Origin of the sequence: Shewanella sp. SM95 (assembly GCF_025653595.1) — a bacterium.
Lineage (GTDB): Bacteria > Pseudomonadota > Gammaproteobacteria > Enterobacterales > Shewanellaceae > Shewanella > Shewanella oncorhynchi.
Window position 1 is genome coordinate 126,589 of the sequence record NZ_JAKKSE010000005.1, and the last position, 21,805, is coordinate 148,393.

At 45.8% G+C, this 21,805-nt stretch carries 16 protein-coding genes and 1 pseudogene; 13 read left to right on the forward strand and 4 right to left on the reverse strand.

Going from position 1 to position 21,805, the window contains the following annotated elements:
• Positions 1-301 precede the first annotated feature (301 nt).
• The 3 genes from gyrA (at position 302) to L5M29_RS08650 (ending at position 5,557) form a co-directional block, all read left to right on the forward strand.
• Complete coding sequence (gyrA, locus tag L5M29_RS08640) at positions 302-3,052, forward strand: DNA gyrase subunit A (RefSeq protein WP_105253124.1); 2,751 nt, start codon at positions 302-304, stop codon at positions 3,050-3,052.
• A gap of 135 nt (positions 3,053-3,187) precedes the next feature.
• Positions 3,188-4,279 carry a 3-phosphoserine/phosphohydroxythreonine transaminase gene (gene serC / locus L5M29_RS08645; protein ID WP_131524063.1) on the forward strand — a complete coding sequence of 364 codons (1,092 nt, stop codon included), beginning with the start codon at positions 3,188-3,190 and terminating at the stop codon, positions 4,277-4,279.
• A gap of 357 nt (positions 4,280-4,636) precedes the next feature.
• Positions 4,637-5,557, forward strand: coding sequence for a LysR family transcriptional regulator (locus L5M29_RS08650; protein WP_263167341.1), 921 nt, complete (start codon positions 4,637-4,639; stop codon positions 5,555-5,557).
• On the opposite strand, the gene L5M29_RS08655 is transcribed toward L5M29_RS08650, so the two are convergent.
• The 3 genes from L5M29_RS08655 to L5M29_RS08665 form a co-directional block, all read right to left on the reverse strand.
• The gene (locus tag L5M29_RS08655; protein ID WP_263167342.1) at positions 5,554-6,450 is read right to left on the reverse strand and encodes a YjjW family glycine radical enzyme activase; all 897 of its coding nucleotides are present in this window, start codon (positions 6,448-6,450) and stop codon (positions 5,554-5,556) included. The genes L5M29_RS08650 and L5M29_RS08655 overlap by 4 nt on opposite strands.
• Entirely contained in the window at positions 6,422-7,981 is a 1,560-nt protein-coding gene (locus L5M29_RS08660) for a YjjI family glycine radical enzyme (RefSeq protein ID WP_263167344.1), read from the reverse strand. Before L5M29_RS08660 ends, L5M29_RS08655 begins: the two co-directional genes overlap by 29 nt.
• 374 nt (positions 7,982-8,355) lie before the next feature.
• Positions 8,356-9,546: an amino acid aminotransferase gene (locus L5M29_RS08665; protein ID WP_263167345.1), complete on the reverse strand. Its 1,191-nt coding sequence runs from the start codon at positions 9,544-9,546 to the stop codon at positions 8,356-8,358.
• A gap of 435 nt (positions 9,547-9,981) precedes the next feature.
• On the opposite strand from L5M29_RS08665, the gene aroA reads away from it, so the two are divergent.
• The 10 genes and pseudogenes from aroA (at position 9,982) to L5M29_RS08715 (ending at position 20,179) form a co-directional block, all read left to right on the forward strand.
• Complete coding sequence (aroA, locus tag L5M29_RS08670) at positions 9,982-11,262, forward strand: 3-phosphoshikimate 1-carboxyvinyltransferase (RefSeq protein ID WP_263167347.1); 1,281 nt, start codon at positions 9,982-9,984, stop codon at positions 11,260-11,262.
• Between the two features lie 186 nt (positions 11,263-11,448).
• Positions 11,449-12,141 (forward strand): (d)CMP kinase, encoded by a 693-nt coding sequence (gene cmk, locus L5M29_RS08675; protein WP_168827070.1) that lies wholly within the window; start codon positions 11,449-11,451, stop codon positions 12,139-12,141.
• A 99-nt stretch (positions 12,142-12,240) separates the two neighbouring features.
• Positions 12,241-13,911, forward strand: a pseudogene (rpsA, locus tag L5M29_RS08680) (30S ribosomal protein S1); the annotation flags it as partial.
• 73 nt (positions 13,912-13,984) lie between these two features.
• Positions 13,985-14,272 carry an integration host factor subunit beta gene (gene ihfB / locus L5M29_RS08685; RefSeq protein WP_006081718.1) on the forward strand — a complete coding sequence of 96 codons (288 nt, stop codon included), beginning with the start codon at positions 13,985-13,987 and terminating at the stop codon, positions 14,270-14,272.
• Between the two features lie 122 nt (positions 14,273-14,394).
• Positions 14,395-14,670, forward strand: a complete 276-nt coding sequence (locus tag L5M29_RS08690) for a LapA family protein (protein WP_263167349.1) — start codon at positions 14,395-14,397, stop codon at positions 14,668-14,670.
• A gap of 1 nt (position 14,671) precedes the next feature.
• Entirely contained in the window at positions 14,672-15,832 is a 1,161-nt protein-coding gene (lapB, locus tag L5M29_RS08695) for a lipopolysaccharide assembly protein LapB (RefSeq protein ID WP_113940394.1), read from the forward strand.
• Between the two features lie 45 nt (positions 15,833-15,877).
• Entirely contained in the window at positions 15,878-16,573 is a 696-nt protein-coding gene (gene pyrF / locus L5M29_RS08700; protein WP_263167351.1) for an orotidine-5'-phosphate decarboxylase, read from the forward strand.
• 185 nt (positions 16,574-16,758) lie between these two features.
• Complete coding sequence (locus tag L5M29_RS08705) at positions 16,759-17,580, forward strand: SDR family oxidoreductase (RefSeq protein WP_263167352.1); 822 nt, start codon at positions 16,759-16,761, stop codon at positions 17,578-17,580.
• A 70-nt stretch (positions 17,581-17,650) separates the two neighbouring features.
• A complete protein-coding gene (locus tag L5M29_RS08710) occupies positions 17,651-18,193 on the forward strand; it encodes a DUF2058 domain-containing protein (RefSeq protein WP_263167353.1) in 543 nt (180 codons plus the stop codon).
• Between the two features lie 228 nt (positions 18,194-18,421).
• Entirely contained in the window at positions 18,422-20,179 is a 1,758-nt protein-coding gene (locus L5M29_RS08715) for an acyl-CoA dehydrogenase family protein (RefSeq protein WP_263167355.1), read from the forward strand.
• A 101-nt stretch (positions 20,180-20,280) separates the two neighbouring features.
• Here L5M29_RS08715 and dacB read toward each other — a convergent pair whose 3' ends face one another.
• Positions 20,281-21,774, reverse strand: a complete 1,494-nt coding sequence (gene dacB / locus L5M29_RS08720) for a D-alanyl-D-alanine carboxypeptidase/D-alanyl-D-alanine-endopeptidase (RefSeq protein WP_263167356.1) — start codon at positions 21,772-21,774, stop codon at positions 20,281-20,283.
• Positions 21,775-21,805 lie beyond the last annotated feature (31 nt).

The window sequence follows — 21,805 nt, forward strand, 5'->3', positions numbered from 1 at the left end:
TGGTTGAGTGAATTTTCAGCAGTTATCTGCTTTTATGTTAATTGTTGTGCTCCGTATCGACCTTTTACTTTATCCCTTTGACGATTTTTCCTCATCGTAAGCCGTGAATTTCAACGCTTGTTTATCGCACAAACGACCAAATTGACAGTGTTTTCATCTATTAAGCCACCAGACTCTCAATTCGATAATGATAGGTCTGGCGACATTAAATAACTGTGTTAGAATGCCAAATCACGTTTTTGGGCTAGGCAATGATACGGATTATACGTTGTCGGCTATTTTTCAGGGGAACGAGCAGTTTATGACTGATCTGGCATCATCTATTTCGCCAATTAATATCGAAGACGAACTAAAGAATTCGTACCTTGATTACGCCATGAGCGTTATCGTGGGACGTGCATTACCAGACGTGCGCGACGGCTTAAAGCCGGTTCATCGCCGTGTTCTGTTTGCCATGAGTGAATTGAAGAACGATTGGAACAAGCCTTACAAAAAATCTGCCCGTGTGGTCGGTGACGTCATCGGTAAATATCACCCCCATGGTGATTCTGCTGTTTATGACACTATCGTCCGTATGGCCCAGCCATTCTCACTGCGTTACACCTTAGTAGACGGCCAAGGTAACTTCGGTTCGGTCGACGGTGACTCAGCGGCGGCAATGCGTTATACCGAAATCCGTATGGATAAGTTAGCGCACCAATTACTGGCTGATCTTGAAAAAGAGACAGTGGATTTCGTCCCTAACTACGACGGCACAGAACAGATCCCAGCTGTATTACCTACACGCGTACCTAACCTGTTAATTAACGGTTCATCGGGTATTGCCGTGGGTATGGCAACCAACATCCCACCACACAACCTAACGGAAGTCGTGAAAGGCTGTTTGGCATTGATTGAAGAACCCTCACTGTCGATTGAACAGTTGATGGAATACATTCCTGGTCCGGATTTCCCCACTGCAGCGATTATCAATGGCCGTAAAGGTATTATTGATGCCTATAAAACTGGCCGTGGCCGCGCGATCATGCGTGCTCTGGCAGATGTGGAAACCGAAGATAATGGCCGTGAGCGCATTATCGTCACTGAAATCCCGTATCAAGTGAACAAAGCCCGTTTAATCGAGAAGATTGCCGAGCTGGTTAAAGATAAAAAGCTTGAAGGGATCAGCGGTCTACGTGACGAGTCTGATAAAGACGGTATGCGTATCGTTATCGAAATTAAGCGCGGTGAAGTGGGCGAGGTTGTACTAAATAACCTTTATGCTCAAACGCAAATGCAGTGTTCTTTCGGGATTAACATGGTGGCTCTGACCAATGGTCAGCCTAAACTGTTTAACCTTAAAGAAATGCTCGAATGTTTTATTCTGCATCGCCGTGAAGTGGTGACGCGTCGTACCGTATTCGAACTGCGTAAAGCCCGTGAGCGTGCCCATATTTTGGAAGCGCTGGCGGTTGCACTGGCTAACATTGACCCGATTATTGCACTGATCAAAGCCTCACCAACCCCTGCGGATGCCAAAGTGAAATTGGTTGAGCAAGGTTGGGAATTAGGCCACGTTCAAGGTATGTTGGAAAAAGCGGGCGATGACGCCGCGCGTCCTGAGTGGTTAGAGCCACAATACGGTATTCGTGACGGTCAATACTTCCTGACTGAGCAACAAGCTCAGGCCATTCTGGAACTACGTTTACACCGTTTGACCGGTCTTGAGCACGATAAGATCATCGCCGAATACGAAGAACTGCTCGAATTTATCGCGGGTCTGCTGTTTATTTTGCGCAGTCCTGAGCGTTTGATGGAAGTGATCAAGGAAGAATTAGTTCAAATCCTTGAAGAATATGGTGATGCGCGCCGTACAGTGATCAATGCCAACGAAGTTGATATGAGTCTTGAAGACTTGATCAACGAAGAAGACGTTGTAGTAACACTGTCGCACTTAGGTTATGCCAAGTATCAACCGTTGACCGATTACCAAGCTCAGCGCCGTGGTGGTAAAGGTAAAGCGGCAACTAAAGTGAAAGACGAAGATTTCGTTGAGAAGCTGTTAGTTGCCAATACCCATGACACCATTTTGTGCTTCTCTGATTTTGGTAAGATGTACTGGCTCAAAGTGTATCAACTGCCATTAGCGAGCCGTACGGCACGTGGTCGTCCAATTGTTAACTTGCTGCCGTTATCTGATGGCGAGCGCATTACTGCGATTCTGCCAGTACGTGAATACGCTGCGGACAAGTACATCATCATGGCGACCTCTCACGGTACTGTGAAGAAAACCGCACTAACTGCTTATAGCAACCCACGTGCAAACGGCATTATCGCCGTTAACCTCAAAGACGGTGACCAACTGATCGGTGTCGATATCACTAACGGTGATGACGAAATCATGTTGTTCTCGAACGAAGGGAAAGTGGTTCGCTTTGGTGAGAAAGTTCGTGATTCTGAAACAGGCGAAGTGAAAACTGATCCTGAAACCGGTGAAGAAGTCTTGTCCTTACGTCCTATGGGCCGTACTGCAACAGGCGTTCGTGGTATCCGTTTAGAAGAAGGTCAGAAAGTCGTGTCGCTTATTGTACCCAAAGGCGATGGCGCGATTCTGACTGTGACTGAAAACGGTTACGGTAAACGGACGCAACTGTCTGAATATCCTGCGAAGAGCCGTGCGACTAAAGGTGTGGTTTCAATCAAGGTGAGCGAACGTAACGGCGCTGTTGTTGGGGCTGTTCAAGTCGGTCTTAACGACGAACTGATGCTCATCAGTGATAAAGGTACCTTAGTGCGTACACCTGCGAGCGGCGTGTCTATCATTGGCCGTAACACTCAAGGTGTAACGATTATCCGTACTGCGGGCGACGAGAAAGTGGTCGGCCTACAACGTATCGACGAAATCCAAACTGAAGAAGATGAAGTCGAACTGGATGAAAACGGTTTACCGATTGTTCCTGTCATTGTCGAAGGCGAATTAGCTGACGAGGCGCTTGAAGAAGCGCTGGATGACGAAGAAGAGTTGGACGAAGATGAAGACGAGCTTGCTGATGATGAGCAAGACGAAGAGTAATTAAGTGTCATATTAACGAGCGTCCAATTGGACGCTCGTTTTTTTAATGGCATTGATGTTGATAGCATTGTTCATTTTAGAATGGTTTCGTATTTATCAATACCTACATCATGGTTGGGATTAAGGAGAGTGTCAGTGAGCGCGATTTATAATTTCTGTGCTGGACCTGCAATGTTACCCGCAGCGGTAATGAAAAAAGCACAACAGGAATTACTTGATTGGAATGGCCAAGGCGTTTCCGTGATGGAAATCAGCCACCGAAGTAAAGAGTTCATCGCGCTTACACAACAAGCCGAGTCCGATTTACGTGAACTGATGCAGATCCCCACAAATTACCATGTGCTATTTATGCACGGCGGTGGTCGTGGACAGTTCTCCGCTGTTGTGAATAATTTTTTAGGTAATCATGGCCGAGCCCTGTATTTAGTCAGTGGTCAATGGTCATCTGCCGCGTTAGCCGAAGCACAAAAGCTCGTGGGTGAAGCGCAGATTGATAGCTTGAATATTGTTGAAAAACACAATGGACTCAATGCGGTTGTCTTACCTGATTTACATAAAATCGATGCCGATTATCGCTATGTTCACTATTGCCCTAATGAGACAGTAGATGGTATCGAAATTTTTGATGAATTAGACTCACCTTGGCCAATTGTTGCCGATTTATCGTCAACCATTATGTCACGTGAAATCGACGTCAGCCGCTACGGTTTGATTTACGCTGGCGCACAAAAGAACATAGGTCCATCGGGTCTGTCGATAGTGATAGTGCGCGATGACATGTTAAAACTGCCGAGTTTACCGCAGTCGTCCATCATGGACTATCGTTTAGCCGTTGAGCATGACTCTATGTTCAACACACCGCCAACCTTTGCTTGGTATCTCGCCGCTGAAGTCTTTGCTTGGCTTAAGTCCATTGGCGGCATTGCGAGTATTGCAAAAATTAATCAACAAAAAGCGCAGATGTTATATCAATGCATTGATGGTAATGCTTTCTACCGTAATGGGGTTGTTGCAGCGAACCGCTCACAAATGAACGTGACTTTCCAATTAGTCAACGAAGCACTCGATAGTGAGTTCCTAAAGCAAGCCCAAATAGCTGGACTCGTAGCCTTAAAGGGCCATCGTATCGTAGGGGGTATGCGTGCTAGCCTCTATAATGCAATGCCACTCGATGGTGTAGTTGCTTTGGTCAAGTTTATGAATGAGTTTGCAAACAAACATAGCTAGGCTTAGCTGTATTGAGTCACTCATTAGCTTGCGACGCTTAGCGTCTAGGCTTTTCTGCCTGAATATCAACGTTATGCTTATTGAATGTTGATCATCAGTTAGCCATCTCAAGTGAGACATCCCAAAAGCGAATGCTCAAATGCATTCGCTTTTTTGTTAGCTTTAATTTATCGACAATAGCGTTAAGCAAGATGACGTTGAGACCAGATGCCTTCAAGAACACTCGCTGTGAGAAAGCCTGTGAGCTGACGCGCATTACTGAATAAGATGCTGGGTTAGTTGTATGCTATTGTTTATCATGATTAAAAGAACGTATCTTTAAATGCGTGTACACGATAAATCAATAGGATGTCACCGATGGATTTGGCCAAGCTTTCGCGGATTAGTATGAAGCATTTGATCACTTTGCATGTGATGCTCGATACCTTGAGCGTAACCGCCAGCGCCGAACGTTTATGTTTAAGTCCCTCATCCGTCAGTAAAACCTTAAGCCAGCTCAGGGACAGCTTGAACGATGAACTGTTCTATCGTAACGGCAACTCACTGGTAGCAACCCCATTGGCAAGACGATTAGGCCCAAGCGTGCAGCAAATGATCAATGATATGAATCAGATCATGAGTCAGGATGCGTTTAACCCTGCTCATTTTGAGGGGCGTTTTTCGCTTGCGATGCGCGAAAGTACCTTTGAACTGCTGGCCGCCAAACTTAGCGCCCATATTCTGAGCTTGGCTCCTAATATCCGCCTCGATATTTACAGTAAAGACAATATTGGTTTTGATGGATTGCTTAAAGGTACATTAGACTTTGTGCTGTTACCCCATGATCTGAGTCAACCTAATCCTCTTCAAGACGATCTGGTGTGGGAAACCTTATTCAGCGATGAAATGGTCTGCCTGATGAATTCATCCCATCCCTTGGCTAAACAGCCGCATATCAGCTTCGATGATTACCTGAGTTTTAGCCATATTGGCATTACAGACACAGATTTGAGCACGCCTTTTTTTGATATTTTGCTCGCCCAGCAATCTAAAAAACGTGCCGTTCCCATTTCGGTCCCAGACTTTGGCAGTGCGGCGTTAATGTGCCATCACAGTGAGTTGCTCTTTACCTGCTCGCGCCGCTGGGCATCCATCGCCAGCCAAGCTCAAGGCTTAACGATTAAATCTTTACCCATAGAATATGGCAAAGTGGCTTACAGCCTTGTTTGGCATAGTCAAAGCATGAAAGATCCCGCGCTGCGCTGGCTTTATGAGCAAATTTTGCTTTGCAGTCGTTAAAGGTAGATGGACGGTAACACGAGATTGGTTACACCTCGCTTTGTAAGCGCTGCGGCTAAGCGTTCAATATCGGCTTGTTTACAGCTTGGCCAATTGAGTGCGTCATCGACAACACCATGATGGTGAAAGGCATTTAACTTAACTCGCATATTTGGGCTTAGCAGAAGTAAATAGGTCGCTAGTGCGTCTATTTCTTCCTCATAATCCGTGATGCTCGGAATGTGCAGCAATCTCACCTCATACAGTTTTTGCTGTTTAGCCAATAACTGGATTGATTTGAACACGGCATGGTTATCACGACCAGTAATGTATCTATGGGTATCTTGCTGCCACGCTTTGAGATCCACCATAGCGCCATCTAAAAACGGCAGCAGTTTATGCCATCCCGTTAGACTTAAACTGCCATTGGTGTCGAGCATGCAAGTTAAGTGTGATAACGACTCTGTCGCCTTAATTCCTTTAAACAACGCAAGAATAAATGGCAGTTGCAGACTCGCTTCGCCGCCGCTAACCGTAATACCATTAATAAAGTGACGCTGACTATGGAGAATCGTCAGTATCTCCTCAACGGTGTAACGACTGACCTTAGGGCTCGCTTGTTTCGGGCATACGGCAAGACAAGTATCGCATTGGCTACAACGCTCATTATCCCAGTGAATGCGAGGCTTATCATTGAGGTTTATCAATTTCAGCGCATTTTCAGGGCAGGTGGCGACACAATCGCCACAAGCATCACATAAGCCTATGGTATGTGGGTTATGGCAGTTTTTGCATTGATAGTTGCAGCCCTGCAGGAATAATACGAGCCTGCTGCCAGGCCCGTCGACGCATGAAAAGGGCAATAGCTGACTGACAATAGCGTGTCTATGTAAAGACACAAGGGGAGTGTTCATGGGCGATAACTCGTGCTTGTCGTTGCAATATTCCCGTATTAACCGCAGCTTCTGCGGCTAAGCCTGTGGTATTGAGACGCGATCCGCACTGTTTAAATGCTTCAATATCCGAGCGTTTTACCATATAGCCAGTCACGCGCATTAAATCGTTAGAGGCGACATTGGCGGTAAACTCCCTAAAACCTAACTCAAGCGCGGCTTTACACAGTTGGAACATGGCTTGAGGATTGGATTTCACGGTTTCATCTATGGTCAAAATATCGCTAATCCCCGCCGTATAATACTGATGATGCTGCGCTAAGGCTTGAATATGGGCGATGGGATTCGGTTCAGTACCATAGGGAATACGAACGCCTGGGGTCACATCGTTGTCGATACTAATACCGCCCTGTGAATGCAGTAGTGCCCGCTCATGGTAACCATGGGCTACGGGTGTGGATTTCACTATGGCATCGAGCGTGGCAGAAATACGGTAGCCAAGTTGATTTGCATCTGCCTGATGACCATAGCCAGTGTGTTGATCTCGTTGAGATAACTTCTTTGCATCAGTAGTCGTGAATGTCCGCAGAATATTCACGGCTTCTGCCATGCCGTAAATACCAAACATGGGTGCAAAGCGCGATTCATCAATCAATTGCTCTTTAACTAAAAAGCTGTCAAAGAAGTGTGATTCTTGATGCAAAAATACCGAGCGCGCTTCAATGAGCTCGAAGGTGAGTGAGCAGTAATTTGGCAATACAGTATCAAAAAAATCGTTTATAGAATTGGCCTTTAACGCCACTTCTTTAAGATTAAGTCGAACTAAAGTATTGGCGCCGCCCGCTAATGGCAACGCGTTGTAGCAACTCACAATACCAAAACCGCGCTCATCAAACGCACTGGCATGCAGAGGGTAATTCGCGATATGTGGCTTACTGCTCTGACAAATATTGGTGGTCGCAAGCAACAACAATTCATCTGGCGTGACGGCGGGGTCGTACATAAAAGTCAAATTGGGTGCAACTTGTTTTAACTCGGCATCAATGCGCAGTAGGGTGCGGCAAACGATGTTATCTGTAGGGCCAATATTCACATGCATAAAGGCATCGGGCAGGGTTCTGTCGAGCATGATCCAGAACAGTTTTAATTTACGATAAAGGACTTCCGCATCTATTCCTTCAACGAAAGGCATCAAAATGTCATCCAGCTGACCTAAATACACGGGGATATTGGTCACCGATGGCACGTGATGGTACAGAATCGTTAAGGCATTGATGGCTTCGTCCAAGTTTTTTGCCGCTGATAACTCTAAGTATTCAGAGCCTTGTTGAAGGTAGCGGGCATAATCTGGCAACACATAGCGTGGTTTAAAAGGCGCATGGCCTTCAAACATGTCGCAAATAATACCGTCATTCATCGCCGCGTTTACCTCGGGCGATATCGACATATAGGGCAAACTGGCTTCCGCTTCTAATGCTAAATAGTTGGATTTTTGCTTGGGTGAAAGCAGCGGGCTAGTAACGATTTGCACTAATTTATCTGGTAATAACATGGCTGAACATCCACAAGTTCTATGATAACCACTAATCTACTCAGTGGCTTTGGCTTTAAAAAGTGAAAATAGCCGCAGCCCTGATTAATGAAATGGAAATCCGCCGACCGAGGTCACAATTTGTGTCTTATTGCGATAAAGCCGCGATGTCAAAATCGCTAGAATGTGATTTTACGATTAAAAATAAATGCTTGAACAGTGAGGCGTGGCCTTGCTTGTCATATTCGGGGATATGCAACAGAGGATAATAAACTGTCAAAACTGATCGGGTGGGATGATTGAAAAATTTAACACTTGAGGCGGTAAATGAACTCTGCTGTATTCCTTTATTGAGTGAATACAGCAGAGTGAGCGGTGCAGATAAACTCAGCGGCTTAAAGCACTTTAGCAATCGATTGAGCTAAGTAATCAACGTTATCTTCACTGATCCCAGCAATACTGATGCGGCTTGAACCTACCATATAGATGCTGAATTCTTTTTGTAGGCGCGCCACTTGCTCTGGAGCCACCCCAAGGAAAGAGAACATACCTTTTTGGCGGGCGATAAAGCTAAAGTCACGGTTTACGCCGTTGGCTTTAAGTTTATCCACTAAAATGGCGCGGTTGCCGTTGATGCGATCGCGCATCACTTTCAGCTCATCAAGCCATTCTTGGGTTAATTCTTTTGATCCTAAAATCGTCTCAACAATCGCTGCGCCATGGGCAGGTGGCATAGAGTAGAGGCAGCGAACCACATAAAGCAGTACAGATTGCGCGATATTGGCGGTATTGGCATCTTTGGCAATCACAGAGCAGGAACCAATACGCTCACGGTACAAACCGAAGTTTTTCGAGCATGAGCTGCAAAGGATCATATTATCGACCGCTGCCGCCATTTGACGCACGCCGTAGGCATCAATATCAACGCCATCACCAAAGCCTTGGTAGGCCATGTCAATCAGTGGGGTAAAGCCTTGCTCTTTAGTCAGGGCAATCACTTTATCCCATTCTTCTGTGGTTAAATCCATTCCGCTTGGGTTATGGCAACAGGCGTGGAATAACACCACATCATCAGGACTCACTTGCGATAATGCAGCAAGCATCTCATCAAATTTCAATGATTTGCTATCGTAGTCATAATAAGGATAGGTTTTAACGGTAATGCCAGCCGCTTCGAACAAACCGATGTGGTTTGCCCAAGTTGGGTCGCTTACCCATAACACCGCATTCGGGTTGCAGCGTTTGATAAAGTCACCCGCCACGCGCAGCGCGCCTGTACCACCGGGTGTTGAAACGGTGCGGATACGGTTAGCGATAATGGCACTGTGGTCAGCACCAAAGGCTAATTCTGTCATCAAGGTGTTGAATTGTGGTGAGCCTGTTGGGCCTATATACACTTTGGTGGTTTCGGTATCGAGACGGAATTTTTCCGCTTTTTTCACGCAGCTTAGAATAGGGGTAACGCCGGTAGGATCTTTATAAACGCCCACACCTAAATCCACTTTTTGTGGGTGAGAGTCTTCTCGGTACTGAGTTAACAAGCCAAGGATGGGGTCCGCTGGCATTGCGATGAGTGAGTTAAACATAGCTCCATCTACCTTTCTGGTTATAGTGCAAACGTGATTGTTCGTATCAGATATGCGTTATTTATCGTTTGGAGGTTAGAATAGCGCGGAAAGGTAAAGTAATTAAAGTGAAAACTGTGATTACACGCCAGTTATCTTGGCAAAAAAGCCTGCCAAAAATACGGTTAAATCATAAATTAACCGCTTAAATTTTGCGTTTTTGTTATTTTTACACTGATCTCAGCAAATAATCTGACCAAAATGCCATTTTTCTCGAAAAAACGGTTGAATCCTTAGCGACAATCGGTAATTTTATAACGACGAAGCACCAACAAGGCCCCAATCTCCTTTTATTTGTAATCTTAACTTGACGCGCTGTAGCGTGAAGTTGCCATTTTGCGTATTCAGTCCGCGTGATCGTGATGATGACGCCCTAGAGAGAAAGAAGATTTATTCATGAAGCAATTACGTCTTGAACCTGTTGTGCAAGTCCGCGGTGAAATCAATATTCCGGGCTCAAAAAGTATTTCAAATCGAGCCTTATTATTGGCCACCTTAGCCCAAGGTACGACCACGCTCACCAATCTGCTCGACTCAGATGATATCCGCCACATGTTGGCCTCCCTCAAGCAGTTAGGGATGAACTACCGTTTATCGCAAAACAATACTGTGTGTGAACTCGATGGTTTAGGTGGTGTGATTTCCTCAGCATCCGCGCAGGAATTGTTTTTAGGCAATGCGGGTACCGCAATGCGCCCCTTATGCGCCGCCTTAACCTTAGGCCAAGGTGAATTTACTCTCACGGGCGAACCACGTATGGAAGAGCGTCCGATTGGCGATTTAGTCGATGCCTTAAGGCAACTCGGTGCCAATATTGTTTATCTTAAAAATGACGGTTTCCCGCCACTGACGATTAATGCCACTGGCCTTAATGGCGGTGATGTTGAAATTGCCGGGGATTTATCAAGCCAGTTTTTAACGGCATTGCTAATGGTGGCGCCGCTTGCCAAGGGCAGCGTGAATATCCATGTCAAAGGCGAGTTAGTCTCTAAGCCTTATATCGATATCACCATCGCCTTGATGGCGCAGTTCGGCGTTAAAGTCATTAACCATGACTACGCGCGTTTTGAGATTGTTGCAGGCCAGCGTTATATATCACCAGGCAAAGTACTGGTAGAAGGCGATGCGTCATCGGCATCATATTTCCTCGCGGCTGGGGCGATTAAGGGCGGCGAAGTCAAAGTCACGGGTGTAGGTCGTTTGAGTATCCAAGGCGATGTAAAATTTGCCGATGTGCTCGAAAAAATGGGCGCAGATATCGAGTGGGGCGATGACTATATTATTGCACGCGGCTCCCTATTAACTGCCGTCGACTTAGACATGAACCATATTCCCGATGCGGCCATGACCATTGCAACGGCCGCATTATTTGCTAAAGGCACGACGGTTATTCGCAATATCTATAACTGGCGTATTAAAGAAACAGACCGGTTAGCGGCTATGGCAACTGAACTGCGAAAAGTGGGCGCCGAGGTTGAAGAGGGGAATGACTACATTAAAATCACCCCGCCAGCCGTTATTAACACCGCTGAAATTGATACCTACAATGATCACCGCATGGCCATGTGCTTTTCTATGCTGGCATTTGCCGATTGCGGTATCACCATCAATGATCCAGATTGTACTTCTAAAACATTCCCTGACTACTTTAAGCAGTTTGCGAGCCTGCAAGGCTAAGTCTGTTTGTTTCGTCATTGTTACAACCATCGATGTCAAGAATAGCAAGCCGTATTTGTGCGGCTTCTAATCTTCATAAAAAATCCACGGATTTTGTTTGTCTTTTGTTGTACAATGCGGCGCGCTCATTTTCGGGGGCTCACTTGATGAACTCACGGATGATGGTTATTTTTTGCGGAGGAATGTATGTCTGAACGGGCTCCTGTAGTCACAATCGACGGCCCAAGTGGTGCTGGCAAAGGTACAATTAGTCAATTATTGGCTCAGCATCTAGGTTGGCAACTACTTGATAGTGGTGCCATTTACCGAGTTCTTGCGCTTGCAGCAATTCATCATAACGTTGAACTGGAAAATGAAGAGTCTATCACGTTGTTAGCGGCACATCTGGATGTGAAGTTTCTAACAGGCAATGATAAAGATCCGGTTCAAGTGATATTGGAAGGTGAAGACGTCACCAACGACATTCGCACCCAAGAGTGCTCGAATGCCGCTTCAAAAGTCGCTGCCTTTCCACGGGTGAGAGAAGCCTTATTACGTCGCCAACGGGCCTTTAAAACGGCGCCAGGATTAATTGCCGATGGTCGTGACATGGGAACAGTGGTTTTCCCAAGTGCGCCGGCAAAATTATATTTAACCGCCTCAGCTGAAGAGCGTGCCCAAAGACGCTATAATCAGTTGCAGGACAAGGGCTTCGATGTTAATATCGAGCGCCTTTTAAGTGAAATTATCGAACGTGATGACCGCGATATGAATCGTCCGGTGGCTCCTTTAGTCCCCGCCGAGGACGCGCTCATTATCGATACTAGCGGTAAGGGTATTGATGAAGTGCTAGCGCTAGCGCTTAACTTTATCAACCAAAAATTATCCGGCACTAACTAAGTTAGTCCACCGGATAGGTATTCGTATTAAGGATGATACGGATAATTTGACTGACTCCACGTCTAGGACGGACAGTGGTTTAATAAAGAAAGTAACCTAAACATGACTGAATCTTTTGCTGATCTATTTGAACAATCCCTTCAAACTCTGGAATTCCGTCCAGGCTCTATCGTTCGTGGTACTGTTGTATCAATCAAAAACGGTATGGTACTGGTTGACGCGGGTCTGAAGTCTGAAAGCCCAATCCCAGCTGAACAATTCAAAAACGCTCAAGGCGTTTTAGAAATTCAAGTTGGCGATGAAGTTGACGTAGCTCTTGACTCTGTTGAAGACGGCTTCGGTGAGACTCAACTGTCTCGCGAAAAAGCGAAACGTCATGAAGCTTGGATCGTTCTGGAAAAAGCTTATGAAGATGCTGAAACTGTAATCGGTATCATCAATGGTAAAGTTAAAGGCGGTTTCACTGTTGAATTAAACGGTATCCGTGCCTTCTTACCAGGTTCTCTAGTTGACGTGCGCCCAGTTCGCGACACCGCTCACTTAGAGTACAAAGAATTAGAATTCAAAGTTATCAAGCTAGACCAGAAGCGTAACAACGTTGTTGTTTCTCGTCGTGCAGTTATCGAATCAGAAAGCAGCGCTGAGCGTGATGCACTGTTAGAAAACCTGCAAGAAGGTCAAGCAGTTAAGGGTATCGTTAAGAACCTGACTGACTACGGTGCATTCGTAGATTTAGGTGGTGTTGACGGTCTGCTACATATCACAGATATGGCGTGGAAACGTGTTAAACATCCATCAGAAATCGTCAATGTTGGCGATGAAATCAACGTTAAAGTACTGAAGTACGATCGTGAGCGCACTCGTGTGTCTCTAGGTCTGAAACAACTTGGCGAAGATCCATGGTTAGAAATCAGCAAACGTTACCCAGAAAACACACGTTTAACTGGTCGCGTTACTAACCTAACTGACTACGGTTGCTTCGTAGAAATCGAAGAAGGCGTTGAAGGTCTGGTTCACGTTTCTGAAATGGATTGGACTAACAAGAACATTCACCCATCTAAAGTGGTTAACTTAGGTGATGAAGTTGAAGTTCTGGTTCTAGACATCGATGAAGAGCGTCGTCGTATTTCTCTAGGTCTGAAACAATGTAAGACCAATCCATGGGATGACTTCGCAACTCGTTACAACAAAGGCGACAAGGTTTCTGGTAAGATCAAGTCAATCACTGACTTCGGTATCTTTATCGGTCTTGACGGCGGTATCGATGGTCTAGTTCACCTGTCTGACATTTCTTGGAACGGTACTGGCGAAGACGCAGTTTCTGAATACAAGAAAGGCGATGAAATCCATGCAGTGGTTCTGTCTGTAGATCCAGAGCGTGAGCGCATCAGCTTAGGTGTTAAGCAAACTGAAGATGATCCATTCAACGCATACTTGGCTGACAAGAAGAAAGGTACTATCGTAAACGGTACTGTTTCTGCTGTTGATGCTAAAGGTGTGACTGTTGAACTGGCTGACACTGTTGAAGGTTACATCCGTGTAGCTGACATTTCACGTGAGCGTATCGAAGATGCATCTACTGTCTATAATGTAGGTGATGCAATCGAAGCTAAGTTCATGGGTGTTGACCGTAAGAACCGCTCTATCAGCCTGTCAATCAAAGCGAAAGACGAAGCTGAAGAGAAAGAAGTAATGGCGACTCTGAACAAACAAGATGACGCTGTTATTAGCAATGCAATGGCTGAAGCGTTTAAAGCAGCTCGTAAATAATCGCCTGTTGTTTGGGGAGACATCTCTCCCCATTAGGCGACTGTGTTTGGCTTGATAATAGGGGATAGCTAGGATGACGAAATCTGAACTTATCGAAAAACTCGCCACCAGGCAGTCGCAGCTGTCGGCGAAAGAGGTTGAAGGCGCAATCAAAGAAATGTTGGAGCAAATGGCAACAACATTAGAAAGCGGTGATCGTATTGAGATCCGTGGCTTTGGTAGTTTCTCGCTTCACTATCGTGCACCGCGGACTGGCCGTAATCCAAAGACTGGTTCATCAGTCGATTTGGAAGGTAAATACGTCCCGCACTTTAAGCCAGGCAAAGAACTGCGCGAGCGTGTTGACGCCGTTAATGTGTGATTGACCGCATAGTAAAAAGCCTCCGTTAGGAGGCTTTTTTGTATCTATTGCAAGGCAATGCTGGTCAGCTTAGTAAATTTCTTGGATAATCATTAAATTGAAACGCGTTTAGGGAGTGCAGCGTGAAATCATTTGTAGCAACTGTGCTTGTGGCACTGTTATTTATTTTGGCGTTGATTTTTGGCGCGCGTAACGAACAAGTGGTGACCATCAGCTATTTTGTCGCACAGGGTGAATATCGTTTACCTGTTGTCTTAGCGATTGTCTTTTTTGCTGGTTTTATTTTGAGTTGGTTATTTGCTAGCTACTATATTGTTCGCTTGAAATTAAGTTTAGCGGCAACTAAAAAGAAACTAAATCAAGTGATCACTAAAATCCCTCAGGATGTAGACGCCTAATATGCTTGAGATCCTCTTTCTGTTGCTTCCCATTGCTGCCGCCTATGGCTGGTATATGGGGCGACGGAGCATAAGGCAGAATCAAAGTAATCAACGTAAACAATTGAGCCGGGATTATTTTACTGGCCTCAATTTCTTACTGTCGAACGAATCGGATAAAGCCGTCGATTTGTTTATCAGTATGCTAGATGTTGACGATGAAACCATAGATACCCATCTGTCACTCGGTTCGCTGTTCCGTAAGCGAGGTGAGGTCGATCGCTCTATTCGTATCCATCAAAATTTAATCGCGCGGCCTACATTAACCAATGAGCAGCGTGACATCGCTATGATGGAGTTGGGTAAAGATTATCTAGCAGCAGGTTTTTATGACAGAGCTGAAGAAATCTTTATCAACTTGGTCAGCCAAGACGATCACAGTGAAGAATCTGAAACACAGCTGATTGCTATCTATCAAGTGATTAAAGAGTGGCAAAAAGCCATTGATATCACTAAGCGTTTGAGTCGTAAACGTCAACAAGTTTTAAAGCCGTTAACGGCGCATTTCTATTGCCAGTTAGCCGATGAAGCCAGTGATGACGCGCAGAAAATTAAACTGCTACAGCAAGCGCTGAAGCAAGATCCCCAATGCGGTCGTGCATTATTGACCCTAGCGAAAAAATTCCTCGATATTCAAGATTATGCCCAGTGTAAGCAAATGCTGCTGCAACTGAAAAAAGCCGATATCGAGCTTTTTGCCGATGCGATTCCAACGGCCAAACAAGTTTATCGCGACACGCAAGATAAAGAAGGTTTTCAAGAATTACTCGCGGGCGCCATGGCCGATGGCGCTGGAGCTTCTGTAGTGGTCGCCTTAGCGCAGCACATGATAAGTCTTGATGAGATTAAAGCGGCAGAGACCATGGTACTCGATGCGTTATATCGCCATCCGACCATGAAAGGTTTTCAGCACTTGATGCAGATGCATTTGCGCCAAGCCGAAGAAGGGCAAGCTAAGCAAAGTTTAACTATGCTAGAGCAGCTCGTTGAACAACAAATTAAATTCCGTCCGAGTTACCGTTGTAAGGAGTGTGGTTTTCCTTCCCATGCGCTTTACTGGCATTGTCCTTCCTGTAAAAACTGGGGCAGCATTAAACGGATCCGAGGCCTAGACGGCGAATAATCTATTAGAAGAATACACAGTTTGTGTAACCCCGTTGGAGAGATGATGACGACTAAACCTATCCTCGTAGCGCTTGATTACGATAATAAAAACCATGCTTTACAACTGATAGAAAAACTCGATCCCAACATGTGCCGCCTTAAAGTCGGCAAAGAAATGTTTACCTTGTTTGGCCCGCAACTGGTGAAAGATATCCATGATCGTGGTTTTGATTTATTCCTTGATTTGAAATTTCACGATATTCCCAATACTGTCGCCAAAGCCGTGGCCGCTGCTGCAGAGCTGGGCGTATGGATGACGAACGTACATGCCAGCGGTGGCTTAGCCATGATGGAAGCGGCTAAAAAAGCCTTACTGCCATACGGCGATAAAGCGCCTATGCTGATCGCGGTTACGGTATTAACCTCGATGAGTGATGACGATCTTAAATTACTCGGCATCAATGTGCCTGCGTTTGAGCATGTGCAACGTTTGGCGAAGCTCACGCAACAAGCGGGACTCGATGGCGTGGTGTGTTCCGCCCAAGAAGCGACAGCCTTGAAATCACTGTTAGGTCATGATTTCAAGCTCGTGACGCCGGGGATCCGCCCAGTTGGCAGTGATGCTGGCGATCAACACCGCGTGATGACGCCACCTCAAGCGATAGCAGCGGGTTCTGATTACTTAGTGATTGGCCGCCCGATCACCAAAGCTGCCGACCCGTTAGCAGCATTGCAAGCGATTCACCAATCATTGGTATAGACGCCACACTAGCCGTCTAAAGCGCGGTTTGAAAGTCGTTTGACCGTTGTTTAAATAAAAAAGCTTGAAATCACTCGTTGGTATCCTTGAGATGATGGATAAAAATTGAAATAGTATGTTGAATGACAGCATAGAATAATGAATCACACCCTGAGTGCATATCTCACTGTTCACGGAGAACGCCCATGTTTAATGCTACGATGTTTAACTATCAAGGTAAAAATGTTGTCGTTGTCGGAGGAACCAGTGGGATAAATCTCGCGATTGCCATTGCGTTCGCACAGGCTGGCGCAAATGTGGCCGTTGCGAGCCGCAGTCAAGATAAAATCGATGCCGCGGTATTGCAGTTGCAACAGGCCAATCCTGACGGTATTCATTTGGGTGTGAGTTTTGATGTGCGCGATCTTAGCGCCCTTGAAGTCGGTTTTGATAAAATCGCTTCTGAGTTTGGTTTTATCGATGTGCTGGTAAGCGGCGCGGCGGGGAATTTCCCCGCCAGCGCCGCAAAGCTTTCGGTCAATGGTTTTAAGTCGGTGATGGACATTGATTTGCTCGGCAGTTTTCAAGTGCTAAAGCAGGCTTATCCTTTGCTGCGTCGCCCCAATGGCAATATTATCCAGATTTCGGCGCCGCAGGCTTCGATCGCTATGCCAATGCAAGTTCATGTGTGTGCGGCTAAAGCGGGTGTGGATATGCTGACGCGAACCTTAGCGTTAGAGTGGGGCTGTGAAGGGCTGAGAATTAATTCGATTACGCCTGGCCCCATCGCCAATACTGAAGGTTTTAATCGCCTTGCCCCCAGCGCCGCATTACAGCAAAAGGTTGCCCAATCCGTTCCGCTAAAACGCAACGGCGCAGGTCAGGATATCGCCAATGCCGCACTATTCTTAGGCTCTGAATTAGCTTCCTATATTACGGGAGTTGTGCTGCCGGTTGATGGCGGTTGGTCACTTGGCGGCGCCAGTATAGCGATGACAGAGCTTGGCGAACTGGCCGCAAAAATGTAGTTTGGTTTTAGATTATTGATATTCAAAATCGAGAGCTTTGATTTTATAGAAATTAAGTAGGTAATGATCCATGGCTAATGCATTACAAGAGCAGCTACTCAAAGCAGGGCTTGCCAGTAAACAAAAGGTTCGCGACGTTAAGACTCAAAAACGCCGTGATAAAAAATCACGAATAGATGATGGCTCCAGTGCTTTTAAGCAAGAAGTGGCTGAGCAAAAACGGTTGCAGGCGCTAAAAGATAAAGCGCTGAACGAGCAACGTTTTGCAGAGGCATCTGAGCGTGGACAGGTGCGCGGTTTAATCACTGAGTTCACTAAGTCTGCGATAAAGATCCCAGCTTATGCTGAAGTGAAATTTAACTATACTCTTGATAATAAAATCTATTCTTTATACTTAGATGAAAAACTGCAGGCAGAATTGCTTAAAGGGCAGTTAGGCATAGTACGTTACGAAGATAAGAGTTACTTAGTACCACATAAGTTGGCCGAACGAGTCAAATTGCTGGTGCCGCAGTGGTGTGGTTATCTGTGGCAACAGGATGAATCTAAAGCTGTGGTCGTTGAAGATGATCCCTATGCAGATTACGCAATTCCTGATGATTTAATGTGGTAATTGCCACAAGCCTGTGAGCTAACGCTGCGACAACCCTGTGTTAAAGCTTATAAAATAGAGACCCTTAAGTTCAAGCTTAAGGGTTTTTTATGCGTTGAATTTATACTTAGCTCGCACACTCGCATACTTTTATATTATTCGCGGCTGTATTTGTAATGAGATTGTTTTCTACAGTGAACTGGTATAAATTAAAACAACTGTTTTAATCCTACGTTTAAGAGTCTACCAATGAATCCTTACCAAGCCCCGTTAACGGATATGCGTTTCCTACTGGAACAGGTATTTGATGCTCCAAACACTTGGGCACAATTGCCTGAGATAGCTGAAATGGTCGATATCGACACTGCTAATGCTATTCTTGAAGAAGCAGCCAAGATCAGCAGTGAGTTGATCCATCCACTGAACCGGACGGGCGATGAGCAGGGCGTGTTGCATCAAGACAATCAAGTGATTACCCCTGATGGCTATAAAGCCGTTTATGAGCAGTATTCCCAGGGCGGTTGGATTGGTTTGTGTGGCGATCCTGAATTTGGTGGCATGGGGATGCCGAAGATGCTGGGGATCTTAGTCGACGAAATGGCTTACAGTGCTTGTAATGCGTTTACACTTTATGGCTCGTTAACCGCGGGGGCGGCTTTATGTATCAATGCCCACGGCAGCGAAGAATTGAAACAAGCTTATTTGCCTAAGTTATATTCCGGCGAATGGGCGGGTGCTATGGATATGACGGAGCCGCAAGCGGGTTCTGATCTGCGTAATATTCGCACTCGAGCTTTACCGCAGGATGATGGTAGTTATGCCATCACGGGCAGCAAGATTTTTATCACGGGTGGCGATCATGATTTAACTGAAAACGTCATCCACTTAGTGCTTGCTAAGCTACCGGATAGCAAAGGGATTTCACTCTTCCTTGTACCTAAAATATCGGTAAATACCGATGGCAGCTTAGCCAATGCCAATGGTGTATCAGTGGGGTCTATCGAGCATAAGATGGGCCTTAAAGGTTCTGCGACCTGTGTGATGAACTTTGAGAATGCCCAAGGCTTCTTGATTGGTGAGCCTAATCGTGGCCTCGTATGCATGTTCACTATGATGAACTATGAGCGTTTAGCGATAGGTATTCAAGGGCTTGGCAGTGCGCAGGCGGCGTACCAGATGGCGGCCGATTATGCTAAAGAGCGTAATCAAGGCATCGCCGCTGGCGGCTCTCCGACGGGCAGTGATTCTGATCCCATTATTGTCCATGGCGATGTGCGCCGTATGTTGTTGACCATTCGTGCGATGACAGAAGCGGGCCGTGCTTTGTCTGTGTTTACAGGACAACAGCTGGATTTAGCAAAATATGCCCAAGATGAGGTTAAGGCTAAAGCGGCGCGTTATGTGGGTTTGTTAACGCCAGTCGCTAAAGCCTTTTTAACCGATCGCGGTCTTGATGCGACTATCATGGCGCAACAAGTCTTTGGTGGACATGGTTATATTCGTGAAACAGGTATTGAGCAATTAGTTCGTGATACCCGTATCGCTCAGATTTATGAAGGCACCAATGGCATTCAAGCCATCGATTTCCTCGGTCGTAAAGTCACTGGCGATAACTTAGCCGCATTAAATGAATTTGTGGCTGACTTGAAGGCACAAATGCGCGCATTTACTCACGTTGATGCGGTGAAAGTGGCGGCAGTATGCGCACGTTTAGATGCCTTGGTCATCGTTGCCGAGTCAGTTAATGATCGCAAAGTGGCTCAGCCTGCACTTATTAATGCGTGTGCGGTCGACTTTTTAGATGCCTTTGGTTACACCCTGTATGGTTTCTACTGGTTGGCTATGGTCGATAAGGTCGCGGATCATGAAGATAACGCTTTCGCCGAGCAGAAAGTCTATTTGGCTAAGTTCTATTTTGATAAGTTATTGCCAAAAGCGGATTACCATATCGCTCAAGTCAGAGCTGGTGATGCGACGACTATGGCGATGCCTGCGGAGTTGTTTTAACAAGGCTTCGGTATATTCGTTTAGATAAAAACTGAAAAAGCACTGATGACTCAGTGCTTTTTTGTGCAAGTTTTTTACTCTGTAGCAGTTAATTAATGACTCTAGTGAGCCGCAGTATTCACAGTCGCAGTGGTTGATGACGGTTGCAGCACTGAAATCAATTGTTTAAGAAACTCGGCATTGAATGAGGGGTTATGCTGATTTTTCAATTCAGGACTCATGCCATTCTCAAGGATTACAAACAGGGTATCGTTATGCTGGGGCAAACGGATAAAGCCCGCTAAATTAGACACGCCTTGCATCGAGCCTGTTTTAGCAAAAATTTGCTGTTTAAGCGGCGGCTTGTTGTAGCCCATACGATATCTTAAGGTGCCGCTGATCCCCGCCTGTGGCAGACTCGTGATTAACGGACTAAAGCGGCTATCTTGGTGGATTAGCGCCAACACTGCTGCTAACTGCTTGGCGTTGAGTAAGTTATAGCGTGACAATCCTGAACCATCCACAATATTGGCGTTACTCAAATCTATGCCTAAATTCGTTAAAATTCGCTGCATAGCAGCGGCACCATTGGTAAAGCTGCCTTGGGTCTTAAAATAACTTTTACCAAGTTGCTTAAAAAGGCTATCGGCAATCAAATTATCTGACTTGAGCAGCATAGTTTCGAGCAGCTCAGGTAAGGGCGCAGAGCTATGGCTGGCAATTAGTTTTGCCTTTTGGGGTAAGCTAGTGCCGAGTTGTACTTTACCCGCAAGAGACATCTCGCCTTTAAGTAGGGAGGTGAGGTTATCTTGGGCAAATTTGAACGGATCGCTGACCGCAATCGCCAGTGGTATCGCCTCACCGCCAGGGTAACAGCCGCGTAAATGGTAGTTATTTTGACCTAATCTGACCATATCAAGTTGGCAAAATTCGCGGTTCGCCTTTTGATCAAACACCGCATCGCTGCTGATTTTGACTCCATAACTCCCCGCGCGCAGACTTACCTGTGAAGGTTTGCTGGTAGAGCTGGGGCTAAACTGACCATAGACGCAGTTCTGATTGATAATATAACTCGACACTGGCGCGGCAAAACAAATGCCCAAATCATCCCAAACCCAACCCGGAGCTTGCAATTGTTCCTGCTTATCGCCGAGCAAATACAGATGTCCATCAATGCGATTAATGCCTTGTTTTACGAGATTGGCAAAAATGGTCTTGAGATCGGCTTGAGTCAGCGTGGGATCGCCACTAAAACGCAGATAAGCACTGCCTGCGATATGGCCTTTGCGTATTGGTGCATCTGTCCATAATTGTGTGACATAACGAAAATCAGGTCCAAGCTGAGCCATAGCACTGACTGCCGTGAGCAGCTTTTGGGTACTGGCTGGAATAAACAAGGTCTCAGCTTGTTGGCTATAGATCACTTGATTGTTCGACATATTCATTGCCAGTAAGGCGATTTGTGAATGTCGAGGGCTGATCTTACTGATTGCTTGGCTAAGCGAAGTGGTTTGAGCACTTATCGGCCTAGAATCATGTTGCTCTGCATAGGCCATATTATGACTTGCGGCTAGGAGTAGGCCGGCATATAGAGTGGTTTTCAGTAACGTTTCCATGTTAGCTATTGGCCATTTTTATCAAAACATC